The sequence below is a fragment of the Bradyrhizobium sp. 138 genome (genome assembly GCF_023074075.1).
Classification (GTDB): domain Bacteria; phylum Pseudomonadota; class Alphaproteobacteria; order Rhizobiales; family Xanthobacteraceae; genus Bradyrhizobium.
The window spans coordinates 59456-73897 of record NZ_JADPKT010000094.1 but is presented as its reverse complement, the minus strand read 5'-3'; the positions used below and the strand labels follow the sequence as shown (position 1 = coordinate 73897).

The following is a 14442-nucleotide window of genomic DNA, read 5'->3' as shown; positions in this document are numbered from 1 at the left end:
GTGATTCACACCAAGGTGCGATGCCGCGAGATCACCGAGTCCGACGCGGAAGCGATCGCGGACCTGCTGACGCGCGGCTTCGTCGGCCGCTCGCGGGACTATTGGATCCAGGGTCTGCGCCGGCAGGCCTTCCGCTCGGTGCCGGAGGGCTATCCGCGCTTCGGCTACATGCTCGACAATGACGGGACGCCGGTCGGCGTGCTGCTGTTGATCTACACGGCGCGCAAGAACGGCGACGAGACCGCCATCCAATGCAACCTGTCGAGCTGGTATGTCGATCCGGCCTATCGCAATTACGCTCCGTTGCTGACCAAGATCGCCCAGCGGCACAAGGACGTGACTTACTTCAACATCTCTCCGGCGCCTTGGACCTGGCCGATCATCGAGACCCAGGGCTTTCGCGCCTATTGCCGCGGCATCTTCTTCTCGGTGCCTGCACTGGCGCGCGTCCCGCGCTGGAGCGAGATCGAGGTCATCTCGCCTCACGCCAAGACGATCGAGGGGCTTTCCGAATCCGAGACCGAGTTGCTGACGCGGCATGCGCGCTACAATTGCCTCAGTCTGGTCTGCCGCACGCCGCAGGGAACATTTCCCTTCATCCTGCAACCCGTGCGTATCCGCCGCGGCTTTATTGCGCCGCCTGCGATGAAGCTGATCTATTGCCGGAGCGCCGCGGAATACGCCGAATGCGCAGGCCGTATCGGCCGGCTGCTGCTTCGGCTCGGCAAGATCTCGGTGGCGATCGATTCCAACGGGCCGATTCCCGGCCTTGTCGGTATTTATACCGAGCGGCGCGGTCGCAAATATTTCAAGGGGCCGCATCGGCCCCAGCTCGGCGATCTCACGGATACGGAACTCGTGTTGTACGGGCCGTAGAGCAAAGCTCGGCTCCGTAGCCCGCATGAGCGCCAGCGACATGCCGGAACGGTCGGCCCGGATATCGCTACGCTTATCCGGGCTACGGGCTATCGCCTTGCTGGCCGGCCGTTTGCGCACTCGCTCGGCATCGCCAGTCACCCTCCGTAAACTACTGCGCTTAAGGGAATTTTCCCGCCTCTTCGCTACGCTCGGTGGCTGAATTAGGTTGCGTTAAGTTTATTGCCCGCCGAGACCCGCCGATCCCATGACGTCGACCTGCGACAACGAGCTTGGTGCACGCCGCGAGCAAGGCCCGGAGGCCCTGGTCGCGCTGAGCCAGCTTGCGCTCGACCACATGGAGCAGGGCGTCTGCGTCTACGATGCCGACAACCAGATCGTGTTGGTCAACCAATGTTATCTGTCTCTGTTCGACATGTCGGCCGACATCGTGCGGGTGGGTACGAGCTACCGCGAGGTGCTCGCGCACAGCGCCGGGCGTGGCAACTTTCCGAAAACCGAGCTCGACGCGCTGTATTCGGCGCGGATGGCGCAGATCGCAGGCGGAAAGCCGTTCCGGACCGAGCAGCGGCTTGCGAGCGGTCTGGTCATGTCGCTCGAGCTGAAGCCGCTTCCCGGTGGCGGCTGGATGACGATCTGCGACGATGTCAGCCGCCTCGCCCGGCTCGAGGCGGAATTGCGCGTACAGACCGAGCGCAGCCAGCACGCTCTCGCCAACATGTCGCACGGCCTCATCATGTACGACGCCGACAGCCGCGTCGTCGTCTGCAACGAGCGGTTCCTGAATCTCTACAACCTCGATCCCTGGATCGTGAAGCCGGGGGTCTCGCATCGCACGGTGCTCGACCATTGGGTGTCGCGCGGCAATTTGCCGGGCATGCCGGCCGACGAATTCCATAACTCCAGGTTGGAGGACGTGCGCACCAGAAAGGCAAAATCCCTGCTGGTGATGCGTTATGACGGGCGCATGGTGCAGACGGTCTCCCGCTTCCTGCCCGACGGCGGCTGGGTGACCGTGCACGAGGACGTCACGGAGCGGCTGCAATACGAGGAAACGCTGAGACAGCAGAACTTCATCCTCGATGCTGCGCTGGAGAACATGGCGCACGGGCTCGCCTTCTACGACAGCGACATGCGCCTGCGCGTCTGCAACACCACCTACCGCAAGATCTACCTGCTGTCGCCCGAGGAGACGCGGCCCGGCACGCATCTTTCCGAGCTGATCGAGCGCTCGATGGCGAACGGCGCGTTCGCTTCCGAATACAGCCCGCAACAGCTCCTGGAAGCCGCCAGCGCCAGGATCGCGAGCCGCGACTCCTCGCCGATGCGCCGACGCATGTCGAACGATACGGTGATCTCGGTGCGCTATTGTGCGCTGCCGGACGGCGGCTTCGTCGCCACCTACGAGGACATCACCGAACGCGAGCGCGCGGTTGAGGAGTTAAGCGAGCAGTATCGACGCTTCGACGCTGCACTGAACAACATGAGCCAGGGCCTGTGCATGCTCGATTCGAGCCTGCGCGTCATCGTCTGCAACCGCCGCTATATCGAGATGTACGGCCTGTCGCCTGATATCGTGAAGCCCGGCGTCTCGATGCGCGAGATCATGGAGCACAGCTGCGAGCTCGGCATCCATCCTAACATGACGGGGGCCAGGCTTTATGCCGATTACGTCGAACGGCTGCGCGAAGGCGAGCACACGCTGCACCGGAATTTGAACGACGGCCGCATCATCAAGCTCAATCACAAGCGCATGGAACAGGGCGGCTGGGTCGTCACCTATGAGGACGTCACCGAGCGCCACAAGGCCCAGGCGCGCGTCGCGCACATGGCGCGGCACGATTCGCTCACCGACCTGCCCAACCGCACGCTGTTCCGCGAGAAGATGGGCGAAGGACTGAGCCAGGTGGCGATCGCCGGCGGCGCGATGGCGGTACTGTGCTTCGACCTCGACAATTTCAAGACCGTCAACGACCGCCTCGGCCATGCCGCCGGCGACCGCCTGCTGCGCTGGGTCGCAGCGCGCCTGACGGAGAATGTCGGCGAGCACGACACCGTCGCACGCCTCGGTGGCGACGAGTTCGCCATCCTCCAGCGCGGACCGCAGCCGCAATCGGCCGAGAAGCTCGCCCGGCGTCTCGTCGAAATCATCGGCCACCCGCCACCGCTGGAAAGTCAGTCGATCCACGTCGGCGTCTCCGTCGGCATCGCGATCGCGCCCGACCACGGGCTCGATGCCGACGAGTTGATGAAATGCGCCGACCTCGCGCTGTACCAGGCCAAGGCCAGGGGGCGCGGCGCCTATCAGCTGTTCGAACCCGAGATGGAAGAAGAGGCGCGCAGCCGGCACGCGCTGGAGCAGGATCTGCGCGGCGCGCTGGAGGCACGTGAATTTCATCTGGTATTCCAGCCACAGGTGCGGCTCGATTCGTCGGAGCTCACCGGCTTCGAGGCACTGCTGCGGTGGAAACATCCCTCGCGCGGCTTCGTCTCGCCGGCCGAGTTCATTCCGATCGCGGAAGAGAACGGCCTGATCGTTCCGATCGGCGAATGGGTGCTGCGCAGCGCCTGCGCGACCGCCGTGTCCTGGCCCGATGTCACCGTCGCAGTGAACCTGTCGCCGGTGCAGTTCCGCTCGCGCGGGCTGGTGGCGATGGTCACGAGCGCGCTGGCGGAAGCGGGCCTGCCGCCACAGCGGCTCGAGCTCGAGGTCACCGAGACGGCGCTGCTCGACGACAGCGAGGCCACGATCGAAATCCTGCACCAGCTCCGCGCGCTGGGGGTACGCGTCAGCCTCGACGATTTCGGCGTCGGCTATTCCTCGCTGAGCTATTTGCGCAAGTTTCCGTTCGATCGCATCAAGATCGACCGCTCCTTCGTCGGCACGCTCGGCGAAAGCCCTGAGAGCGTAGCCATCGTCCGCACCATCGCAAGCCTCGGCTCCGTGCTCGGCGTCGAGACGACGGCCGAGGGTGTGGAGACCGAGGAGCAACTCGACTTCGTCCGCGAATGCGGTTGTACCGCCGTACAGGGCTACTATTTCGGCAAGCCGTGCCCCGCATCGGAGGTCGGCCGCACCATCGAGACGCTGAACATTGTCCGGCGCGTGGCGTAGCGCGGCTCCCTCAAATTCCGTATCTCGGCACGCCTTCGAACGACCAATTGTCGCACACATCGTTTCCGGCGGAATTGGCATCTCGTCCCCTGCCCTGCAAACGCGCAATGGCGCTTTTCTTCTCCCGTGATTTCGGGAACAATCGCCCCCACAAGAACGAAAACGGTGGCCCGAGCAGGCCGCCGCGAGGGAGGAATTTCGATGTCGCGATACGGGCTGACGACGATCGCATTTGCCGCGATGCATGCTGTCATGGGCGCATTGCTCTCGACTGCCGCCAGTGCGCAGGACTATCCCACCAAGCCGATCACGCTGATCGTGCCGTGGCCGGCCGGCGGATCGACCGACATCTCGATGCGGGCAATCGCCGACAGCGCCGCGAAGGCGCTGGGGCAGCCGATCGTGATCGACAACAAGGCCGGCGGGGGCGGCACGGTGGGACCGGCGACCATGGCAGCGGCCGCGAAGCCGGACGGCTACACCATTTCACAGATTCCGATCACCGTCTTCCGCCTGCCTCTGATGCAGGAAGTGTCATGGGATCCTGCAAAGGATTTTACCTACATCGTCCATCTCACCGGTTACACCTTCGGCGTCACCACCAGCGCAGAATCGCAGTTCAAGAGCTGGAAAGACGTGGTGGAGTTCGCCAAGGCAAACCCGGGCAAGGTGACCTACGCAACGCCCGGCGCCGGCACCTCGCTCCATATCGGCATGGAACAGATCGCCGGGATGGCCGGCATCAAGCTGACGCAGGTGCCGTTCAAGGGCGGCGCAGAGACCAATGCCGCCGTGCTCGGTCAGCACACCATGCTTCAGGCTGATTCCACGGGATGGCGGCCGCTGGTCGACGCCGGCAAGCTTCGGCTGCTGATGGTGTGGACCGGCGCCCGCTCGCCGAACTATCCCGATGTGCCGACGCTGAAGGAACTGGGTTATCCGATGGTCTATGATTCCCCCTTCGGCGTTGCCGGACCGAAGGGTATGGATCCCAAGATCGTCGTCAAGCTGCACGATGCCTTCAAGAAGGCGCTCGAGGACCCCGCGGTGATCGCGACGCTTGCCAAATTCGACATGGTGCCGAACTACAAGAACACCGAGGACTACAAGAAGTTCGTCGTCGAGGTCACGGAATCCGAGCGCAAGGTGATCGATACGCTCGGGCTGGCGAAGAAGTAGGACTGAGCCCGCTTTCGTGTCCCGGACGCGGTGCAGCGCTTCTTTAGCGCTGCGCCGTAGAGCCGGGACCCACCTTTTTCGTCCACACTCATGGACCCCGGATCTGCAGCGCTCCGCTTCGCGCTGCGCAGCGTCCGGGGAACGGCCGAGAGAGAATCCATGACCGACCAAACCAACGTCAAGCTCCGTCTCAGCAATTCCGAACTCTGGGGCGGGCTGATCGGGCTCGCGCTCGGCGGCTTCGTGATCTGGTCGGGCTTGAAGCTCAAGCTCGGCACCATCAACGACCCCGGCTCGGGCTATGTGCCGTTCTACGCTGGCATCCTGATGTGCGTGTTCGCAGGCTCCATCATCGTCTCGGCGATCACCGAGGGCGGGCCGACGCTGGCCTCGCGCTGGGAGAATGTGCGCTGGAGCAAGCCGCTTCTGCTGATTGCTTGTCTGGTGGCATTCTCCGTCGCACTGGAACCACTCGGGTTTCTGCTGTCGTCGATCCCGTTGATGCTGCTGTTGTTGCGACTGATCGATCCCGTTCGCTGGACACTGGCGATCCCGATCGCCGTGCTGGCGCCCATGGGCATGTGGTGGGTGCTCAAGCGGCTGCTGCTGATCCAGCTGCCCTCGGGCCTGTTCGGGATCGGCTGACCCCATGGATACACTTCTCAACGTCGCCCATGGATTCGGCGTCGCGCTGCTTCCGATCAACCTTCTCTACTGTTTCATCGGCGTCTTCATCGGCACGCTGGTCGGCGTGCTGCCGGGGATCGGGCCGATCTCGGCGATGTCGCTGCTGCTGCCGGTGACGCTGTCGGGGACGCCGGAATCCGGCATCATCATGATGGCCGGTATCTATTACGGCTCGATGTATGGCGGTTCGACCACCTCGATCCTGGTCAACATCCCCGGCGAAGCGGCTTCGGTCGTCACCTGCATCGACGGCCACCAGATGGCGAAGCAGGGCCGCGCGGGTCCTGCGCTCGGCATCTCCGCCTTCGGCTCCTTCATCGCCGGCACGTTTGCACTGATCGCCTTGATGCTGGTCGCGCCGAAGCTTGCCAGCATCGCCATCGCGTTCGGCCCGGCCGAATATTTCAGCCTGATGGTGCTCGGCCTCGTGGTGCTCACCTTCCTGACGCAGGGCTCGATGCCGAAGGCGCTGCTGATGGCGTGCATCGGCGTCGTGCTCGGACTGATCGGGCTCGACAGCATCACAGCGCAGCCGCGTCTGACCTTCGGCCGCATGGAGCTGATCGACGGCATCGGGCTCGTGCCCGTCGTGATGGGCCTGTTCGGCGTTGCCGAGGTGCTGCTCAACACCGAGCAGGCGATCAAGCGCGACATCATCAACACCAGGATCACCCATCTCCTGCCCACCAAGGCGGACTGGAAGGCGAGCGCGGGCCCGGTCGGCCGCGGCACCATTCTCGGCTTCCTCCTCGGCATCCTGCCGGGCGGCGGCGCGGTGGTAGCGTCCTTTGCCTCCTACGCGCTGGAGAAGCGGCTGTCGAAGACGCCCGGGCGTTTCGGCCATGGCGCGATCGAAGGCGTCGCGGGGCCGGAATCGGCGAACAACGCCGCCGCGGGCGGCGCCTTCATTCCGCTGATGACGCTCGGCATTCCACCGAATGTGGTGATGGCGCTGCTGCTCGGCGCCTTCGTCATTCACGGCCTGCAGCCGGGACCGCTGCTGATCACGCAGAACCCCGGCCTGTTCTGGGGCATCGTCGCCAGCATGTATATCGGCAACGTGATGTTGCTGGTCCTCAACCTGCCGATGATCGGAATGTGGGTGCAGCTGCTCAAGCTGCCCTACAACATCCTGTTTCCCCTGATCATCCTGTTCACGATCCTGGGCGTCTACTGCTCCAGCAACAACGTGTTCGATGTCTACGTGATGATCGCGTTCGGGATCATCGGCTATTTCATGCGCAAGCTCGGCTATGAGCCGGCGCCGCTGGTGCTGGCCTTCGTGCTGGGACCGATGATGGAGAACAACTTACGCAAGTCGCTGATCCTGTCGCAGGGCGATCTCTGGACCTTCGTGCAGCGGCCGATCTCGGGCGTGTGTCTCGCGTTTGCCCTGGTGCTGCTGATCGCGCCACTATTGCCCGCGCTGCGCAAGAAGCGCGAGCTGGTGGCGCTGGACGAGGGGGCGTGAGGAGGTGTCGTAGAGTGGGCAAAGCGAAGCGTGCCCACGTCTTTCTCGAATACGGAGAAGAATGGTGGGCACGGCGCAAGTGCGCCTTTGCCCACCCTACGATGCTCAGCCCGCCGCAGGCAATGCATCCGGCGGCGCGCCCCAAGGCCGCTCGGCCGAGGCGAGCCCGATCAGCCGGCCCTGGATGTAGTCGCAGCCCCAGTCGCTCAGCATGCTTGCGGCTTCCTCGTCCTGCACCCATTCGGCCACCGTCTTGATGTCGAGGCGGCGGGCGAGGTCGATCAGGGTCTGCACGAAGGCGCGATCGTCGGCGGAATGGGTGATGTTCTGCACGAAGGCACCGTCGATCTTCACGATGTCCACGCCGAGCTTGCGCAGGTTTCGAAACGAGGTGTAGCCGGCGCCGAAATCGTCGATGGCGATGCGGCTGCCGAAATGCTTGAGACGACCAACAAAAGCGCGGACGTCATCGATATCCTGGATCGCGACCGTCTCGGTGATCTCGACGATCAGCCGTTCGGCAACGCCGGGATGGGCCTGCATCAGCGATTCGATTCCCGCCCACCAGTCCGGATCCATGGTGGTGTCCGGCGAGATATTGAGACTGAGGCAGATGTCGGGCGCCGCCGCAAGCTCGGCGACCACGAGCTCGAGCACGCGATGATCGACCAGGCGAATCAGGCCGAGCCGTTCGGCCACCGGCACGATGTCCGGCGCGAGCAGCACCTGGCCGTCGCCCTGGTCCATTCGCACCAGGCATTCGTGGAACGCGCGCTCGCGCGAGGCGGCAGATACCACCGGCTCATAGGCGAGCTTGATGCGGCGCTCGTTCAGCGCGGTGACGATCTCGTCGGTGACACGAATGTTGACGCGGCGCTGCGCGTCGCGCGCGGCATCCGGACGCCATGCCGCGAACGAGCCGACACGGCGGCGCTTGGCCGCGTCCAGAATCTCGTGGGCGCGATTGACGGCCTCATCGGTGTTGCGGGCATAGCGCGGCACGCTGACCGCGCCGATTGAGGCGGTGACCGAGACCGGACCTGATTTGGTCGGCACCACCTCGTCGCGGATGCCCGCGAGGAAGCGCTCGGCGGCGACGTTCATGTCGTCGACAGTGCAGTTCTTCAGGATCAGTCCGAACTTGTTGCCGGAAAAGCGCCCGAGCACGTCGCCGCCGCGCAGGCGCGAGCGGATACGCTTGGCGATGTCGAGGATGACGGCGTCGGCAACGTCGAAGCCGAAGGCGTCGTTGACGCGGGCGAGATGATCGATACCGACCAGCATGAAGGCCGCGGTCGAGCGGAAGCGGGTCGTCTCCTCGATCGCCTCGGCCAGCGCCGCGATCAGGTGCGAACGGTTGAGCTCGCCGGTCAGAGGATCGAGCCGGGCCAGCCTGGTCAGCTCCTCGTCGCGGGCGTGGCGCTCATTGTTGATGCGGACGGAGCCGATCGCGCGCGTGGGGCGTCCGTCGGGACCGGCGAACCAGCGGCCGGTCTCCTCGATCCAGATCACGGGATCGCCGGCGCTCATGCGGACGCCGTACTCGACCCGGTATGGCGTTCCGTCGGCACCATGCACGGCATAAGTTTGCGCCAGCGCGGCGGTCCGCAGCGATGGCGCGGGTTCGATCAGCTTGGCAAATTCGGCGCCAGTCGCCAATCGCTCGGCTGGAATGCCGGGAAAGACGCTGGCGACCTGATCACCCCAGACCATCGCATCGCTGGCGATGTCCCAGGCGAACACGGCCTGACCGAGCGCGGCCAGAATGTCGGAGGCTTGCGGCAATGCAGGGGTCAAAATCGCCTCGTTTCGGGACAGCGGGAAGTGCTGAGCCGGCACAGGATAGAGCCAGATTCGCCTCCGACCCTAGGCAAAGTTGTTAAACAATTTGGAAACCACGTTTCCAGGCACCCAGGAACCGATTAGGCTCGAGCGGCATAGGCCTTGCGAGACCATCACATGCACCGGCGCCAATGTCCCAAAACGCGCCAGTTCAACCTGATGAACGGTGTTGCGATGGCGACTGCGGATGGAATGGAAGAAGCAGAGCGGCAGGCCGGCACGGCGCTGGTGCCGTTGATGCCGACGTTGCAGTGGGTTCACAAGGCGCCGATGCCGCGCCCCGATCCGAGCTTCGTTGCCCAGCTCATCGCCAATGCCGAGCACCTGCCGCAGGCGAGCCGGTTGCGCCGTGCCTCTTCCCAAGACGCTCAGATGGCCTATGGCAGCAAGCGCCCGCTGCCAAGCGTCAGCGCGCGGACACGGCAGGTGGCTTGAGGCTGGTCAGCGCGGCGGCGTGTCGGAAGACGGCGGCGTGCCGTTGCCCGGCTGAAGCTGCGGCGAGGGAATTTCCGGCGAAGGCGGGCTCTGCACGGGCTTTGGCGCAGGATGATCCATCAGCACGGATTCGGCGACGGATTGCGCCGACGGTGCGGGGGGCTCCACCGGCACCGGCTGCGGCGCAATCACCGGCTCGAACTTGCGCTCGGCCGCCACATCCTCAGCCGCGTCGGCCTGGCGCTTGGATTTGCGCGGCGCCGCCACCGTCGTCTCGGCGACATAGGTGACACGGCGGCGCGTGCGCTGGGCGATGCCAGCGAAGAAATCGGCCATCGCGAGCAGCGTCAGCAGGAAAAAGGTCGAGTTGCCGAATTTGGGCCACATCACGAATTCGGCCGCGGCGGCGCCGAACACGATCAGCGACAGCAGATGATCCATCAGGAATTTCGAGCCGGGCCGCGCGCCCTTGACCACTTCGAGCAGCAGCAGCACCACGCCGAGCGCGAGCAGGAGATCGGCGAGCGTGACCGGCCAAGCCTCGCCGGACACCATCGGCACCCTGAACAGCACGTCCGTAAAGGACACGGTCGGCATCAGGAAGGCGATGATGTTGTAGACCGCGAGCGGAATCAGAAGCAGCGGGAAACCGACCATCGGCAAAATGCCTTCTCGATCAAGATGTCCGGACAGAACAATGCAGCGGCGAAGCATTCGCTCCGCCGCCGTCACCGTCTATCTCAGGGATGGGCCTAAATCAGGCAGGCGAAATCATCCCGCCCAAAGAAAGGTCCTAAAACTCAGGACTCTTTCTTCTTCAGGACCTGCCGGCCCTTGTACATGCCGGTCTTGAGGTCGAGATGGTGTGGACGACGGAGCTCGCCGGAGTCCTTGTCTTCCACATAGGTCGGCTTCTTGATGGCGTCTGCCGAGCGGCGCATGCCACGGCGCGACGGCGAGGTTTTTCTTCTCGGAACGGCCATTTCAATATCCTCTAGGGATTGGTGTTGTCAGGGCATCGTCCGGAAGGACGGCTCAGCACCCGCAATACGAGGCGAGCTGAATGCCGATCAAGGCCGGGCTTATAGAGGAAGGCCGGCCGTAAAGCTAGGCTCTTGGGCCGGAAAATACGCCCGGAATGGGCCCGAAATCAGCGATTTTCCCGCCAGCAGGTCGCAAGCGAGTTCGCCTGCCCTCGGGCCATATAAGTCGCCGCCAACCGTCGGACACCCGGGCCGGGGGTCCGGGCGCTGCGTTTGACCGGATTCGGCAGGATCGAGGCCAGAAGGGCGGCTTCCCGAGGGGAAAGGCTGGCGGCCGACTTGCCGAAGGCATAGGCGCTGGCCGCCTCGACGCCGAATTGTCCCTGTGGGCCGAGCTCGGCGATGTTGAGGTAAATCTCCAGGATCCGCGGCTTGGGCAGCACCAAATCGATCCAGAGCGCCAGTGGGAATTCGAGCGCCTTGCGGACGAAGTCCCGGCCCTGCCAGAGGAACAGGTTCTTGGCGACCTGCTGGGTGATGGTGGAGGCACCCCGGAACGGGGTGCCGTCCTCCTGCGCGTCGTCGATCGCCTCACGCAGCGCGCCCCAATCGATGCCGTGATGCTTGCAGAAATGCGCATCCTCGGCCGCCACCACCGCGCGCGGCAAATAAGGCGACATCGCCGCGAGATCGATCCATTCCCGCTGCACCGGCGCGCCGCGAAGCGAGCGCCACGCCATCAGCGTCGAAACGGGATGGCCGGTGCGATAGAACGGCGCGATCACATAGGGCGCGAGAGCTGCGACCACGAGCACCAGGAGAAGGATTTTGACGATGCGCAAATCAACTTTCCGGCGCAAAATGAAACGCAGCCACGGATCCTGCCATTAAGTCTGTGATAATTCGGGCCTTTTCCAGCACTTTTTAGGCCTTCCAAACGATTGACTGGCGCGGCCTCATAAAGGATTGTCCCGCCGAATTTTAGTTCTGGAGCCCTTCTTGATGACCGGCACGTCCCCGTCCGATTTCGCCAAACGTCTGGACAAGACCGCTGATGACACCGAGGCCCTGCTCGGGCGCCTGCTGTCGGACGACATCCTGCACGATGAGATCGCCCGGCCCAAGCGACTGATGGACGCAATGCGCTATTCGAGCCTGAACGGCGGCAAGCGCCTGCGGCCGTTCCTGGTGGTCGAGAGTGCAGCCGTATTCAGTGTTCCGCGCGAGGCGGCACTGCTCGTCGGCGCGGCGCTCGAATGCATCCACTGCTATTCGCTGATCCACGACGATCTGCCGGCGATGGACAATTCGGATCTGCGCCGCGGCCGTCCCACCCTGCACAAGCAGACCGATGACGCCACCGCAATTCTCGCCGGCGACGGCCTGTTGACGCTCGCCTTCGACATCATCACCCGCGACGAGATCCATCGCGACGCCAATGTGCGACTGCTGCTGACACGCGCGCTGGCGCGCTGCGCCGGTATCGGCGGTATGGTCGGCGGCCAGATCCTCGATCTCGCCGGCGAAGGCCGTTTTGGCGGCAACGAGCCGATCGATGTCGCGCGTATTCAGCAGATGAAGACCGGCGCGCTGCTGCGCTTCGGCTGCATCGCCGGCGCGATCCTCGGCCAGGCCTCGCAAAAGGAATATCAGGCGCTCGACGATTACGGCCGCGCGCTCGGTGAAGCCTTCCAGATCGCGGACGATCTGCTCGACGTCGAAGGCGATGCGGCAGCGCTCGGCAAGCCGGCCGGCGCCGATGCCGCGCTCGGCAAGACCACCTTCGTCACCCAGCTCGGCATCGAAGGCGCCAAGCAGCGCGTGCGCGATCTGCTCGCGCGGGCCGACAGCGCCGTGTCGATCTTCGGCGATCGGGCCGCCGTGCTGCAGGCCGCGGCGCGGTTCGTGGCCGAACGGAAGAGCTGACGCAGCGCCCGATCTACACCTCTCCCCGCTTGCGGGGCGAGGGAGCAGACCACCGCCGCTGCAACAGTGAGATAGCCGTCACCCTTATGGCAACTGGCGCAGAAGCAGCGCCCTTCTCAGTCGCAGACCTCGGCATTGGCGTCGACGTGGGGGCCGCCGCCCCCGCGATATACGAGGTGGCAACCGCGCTTGACCGGCCGGCAGAGGAGAGCGTTGCAAAAAATCTGGCCGCCGCCTGCCGAGGCGCGCCCCGCGCCGGTCGCAGCTGCAGCACCATAGCCGCCTGCGGCACCGGCAGCCGCACTGCCCGACTGACGACGCTGCCGTGCGGGACGCTCATCGCCGTCGTCGCGCTTGGCCGTCGCGGGCTTTGCCGGCTTGGCCGCACGCTGCTTCTCGCACTCATTGTCGTCGTTGACCGCATAACCCTCACGGCAAACGATCTTCGTGCATTTGTCGCCGTCGGCCTTGAAGCCATGCTCGCAAACCAGTGGGCAGACGCGCGACGGTTTTGACTTCACCGCATCCAACGCATCAGTGCTTGCCACCTTCACGTCGAGCTTGGTGCCGGCATAGCGGTTGAACTGCGACAGCGAGCGCTGCGAGGACGTATTCCAGTTGCCATCGGCTGCACCTGAGAAGCAACCGACGCGGCCAAGCTCGGCCTGCACCGAGCGGCTGAGATCGGCCGGCGCGGTCGCCGGCGTCAGCGACGCAACGTTGGTTCCGGCGGGGCCCGCCGTGCTGGCCGGCGCCGCGCTTGGGGCTGTGGCGGCGAGATTGGCGCGCTGCTGCTCGGCGGCAGCCGCCTGCTGCTGCGCCTGCTCCTTCGCCTTCTGCGCGGCAAGCTGCGCCTGCTCGGCGGCTTTCGCATCGGCTGCGGCTTTGGCCTGCGCATCCTTCTGCGCGCCAAGGGCGGCGAGACGATCCCGCTCGGCCTCGGCCTGCTTCGCCTTCGCGATCGCCGCTGCGTGAGCCTGCTCGGCACCGATCTTTTCGACCTGGAGCTTGGCGAGATTGGCATAGAAACCATCAGGGTGCTGGGCGAGGAAAGCGTCCCATGCCGCCTTGTTGCCGAGCTGGAGCGCGAGCTCATAGTCACGGCGGATGTCGGCCTGCGAGTTCTGCGCCGGCGCAGCTGCGGCAGCCACCTTGACCGGAACCAGCGGCACATCCTCGCCACCGAGCGAGCCGTAGACGAACGGCTCCTGCTTGTTACCGGTCGACTTGAGCACGTCGTCGCGGACGAAGCCGAAGGCGCGGCGGACATCGAGGCCCGGCGTCGTCAGATGCCTCGACAGCGCGACCGTAAACGGGCTGTTGGCGCCGTCGCCGTCCTGGGCGGTGAAGCCGGCCTTCGCCGAATAGGCGATCAGCGTGTTGGGACTGGTCGGCTCGACCTGGGCCAGACCACGGCCGATGCCGCGCGAGGCCACCGTGCGCTTCATCCGCTTGCCGAACGGATTGTCGCGGCAGGCATCCAGGATCACCAGACGAAGCTGCTTTGCCGGCTCGACCGCGACCAGGACGCGGTCGAGGGACAGCGCCTCGTCATAGACGTCGGTGTCGCGCTCGAGCTTGGCGTCGACAGGGATCAGATAATTCGAGCCCTCGACCTCGATGCCGTGACCGGCATAGTAAACCACCGCGATGTCGGCCGTGCGGGTCACGTCGGCAAAGTCGCGCAGCACCCGCCGTGTTTCCAGGGCCGATAGATCGTGTCGGTAATCGACGACGTCGAAACCGGCCTCCTTCAGCGTCTTTGCCATCACCACCCCGTCGTTGACGGGATTGGCGAGCGACGGCGCGTGCTGATAGGCCGAGTTGGCAAGCACCAGCGCGACGCGGTTGCCGGCGAGAGCGGGATCAGCGCCGAACGACAGCGAAGCGGCGAGGAGAAGCGGGCAGAGTCGGAGCAGATTGCGCAT

Annotated in this window: 12 protein-coding genes; 7 read left to right on the top strand and 5 right to left on the bottom strand. The window is 64.8% G+C overall.

Annotation, left to right across the window (positions count from 1 at the left end; translation table 11 throughout):
- The 5 genes from IVA79_RS32650 (at nt 1) to IVA79_RS32630 (ending at nt 7328) form a co-directional block, all read left to right on the top strand.
- Complete coding sequence (locus tag IVA79_RS32650; protein ID WP_247560926.1) at nt 1–876, top strand: acyl-CoA acyltransferase; 876 nt, start codon at nt 1–3, stop codon at nt 874–876.
- Between the two features lie 247 nt (nt 877–1123).
- Nucleotides 1124–3991 carry a PAS-domain containing protein gene (locus tag IVA79_RS32645; protein ID WP_247560924.1) on the top strand — a complete coding sequence of 956 codons (2868 nt, stop codon included), beginning with the start codon at nt 1124–1126 and terminating at the stop codon, nt 3989–3991.
- Between the two features lie 201 nt (nt 3992–4192).
- A complete protein-coding gene (locus IVA79_RS32640) occupies nt 4193–5170 on the top strand; it encodes a tripartite tricarboxylate transporter substrate binding protein (protein ID WP_247560922.1) in 978 nt (325 codons plus the stop codon).
- Between the two features lie 159 nt (nt 5171–5329).
- On the top strand, nt 5330–5815 hold the full coding sequence (locus IVA79_RS32635; RefSeq protein WP_247560920.1) for a tripartite tricarboxylate transporter TctB family protein: 486 nt from the start codon (nt 5330–5332) through the stop codon (nt 5813–5815).
- Between the two features lie 4 nt (nt 5816–5819).
- Nucleotides 5820–7328 (top strand): tripartite tricarboxylate transporter permease, encoded by a 1509-nt coding sequence (locus IVA79_RS32630; RefSeq protein ID WP_247560918.1) that lies wholly within the window; start codon nt 5820–5822, stop codon nt 7326–7328.
- Between the two features lie 105 nt (nt 7329–7433).
- Here IVA79_RS32630 and IVA79_RS32625 read toward each other — a convergent pair whose 3' ends face one another.
- The gene (locus IVA79_RS32625) at nt 7434–9125 is read right to left on the bottom strand and encodes a bifunctional diguanylate cyclase/phosphodiesterase (protein ID WP_247560916.1); all 1692 of its coding nucleotides are present in this window, start codon (nt 9123–9125) and stop codon (nt 7434–7436) included.
- Nucleotides 9126–9344: 219 nt separating this feature from the next.
- Here IVA79_RS32625 and IVA79_RS32620 point away from each other — a divergent pair, with 219 nt between their 5' ends.
- On the top strand, nt 9345–9605 hold the full coding sequence (locus IVA79_RS32620) for a hypothetical protein (protein ID WP_247561530.1): 261 nt from the start codon (nt 9345–9347) through the stop codon (nt 9603–9605).
- Nucleotides 9606–9611: 6 nt separating this feature from the next.
- Here the strand turns inward: IVA79_RS32620 and IVA79_RS32615 are convergent, their stop codons facing one another.
- From IVA79_RS32615 to mtgA, 3 genes are all read right to left on the bottom strand, one after another.
- A complete protein-coding gene (locus tag IVA79_RS32615; protein ID WP_247560914.1) occupies nt 9612–10262 on the bottom strand; it encodes a hypothetical protein in 651 nt (216 codons plus the stop codon).
- Between the two features lie 143 nt (nt 10263–10405).
- Nucleotides 10406–10588, bottom strand: coding sequence for a 50S ribosomal protein L32 (gene rpmF / locus IVA79_RS32610; RefSeq protein WP_007598106.1), 183 nt, complete (start codon nt 10586–10588; stop codon nt 10406–10408).
- A 167-nt stretch (nt 10589–10755) separates the two neighbouring features.
- Nucleotides 10756–11430 (bottom strand): monofunctional biosynthetic peptidoglycan transglycosylase, encoded by a 675-nt coding sequence (mtgA, locus tag IVA79_RS32605; protein WP_247560912.1) that lies wholly within the window; start codon nt 11428–11430, stop codon nt 10756–10758.
- A gap of 160 nt (nt 11431–11590) precedes the next feature.
- On the opposite strand from mtgA, the gene IVA79_RS32600 reads away from it, so the two are divergent.
- Nucleotides 11591–12514 carry a polyprenyl synthetase family protein gene (locus IVA79_RS32600; RefSeq protein WP_247560910.1) on the top strand — a complete coding sequence of 308 codons (924 nt, stop codon included), beginning with the start codon at nt 11591–11593 and terminating at the stop codon, nt 12512–12514.
- 116 nt (nt 12515–12630) lie between these two features.
- Here the strand turns inward: IVA79_RS32600 and IVA79_RS32595 are convergent, their stop codons facing one another.
- Nucleotides 12631–14442 (bottom strand): caspase family protein, encoded by a 1812-nt coding sequence (locus tag IVA79_RS32595; RefSeq protein WP_247560908.1) that lies wholly within the window; start codon nt 14440–14442, stop codon nt 12631–12633.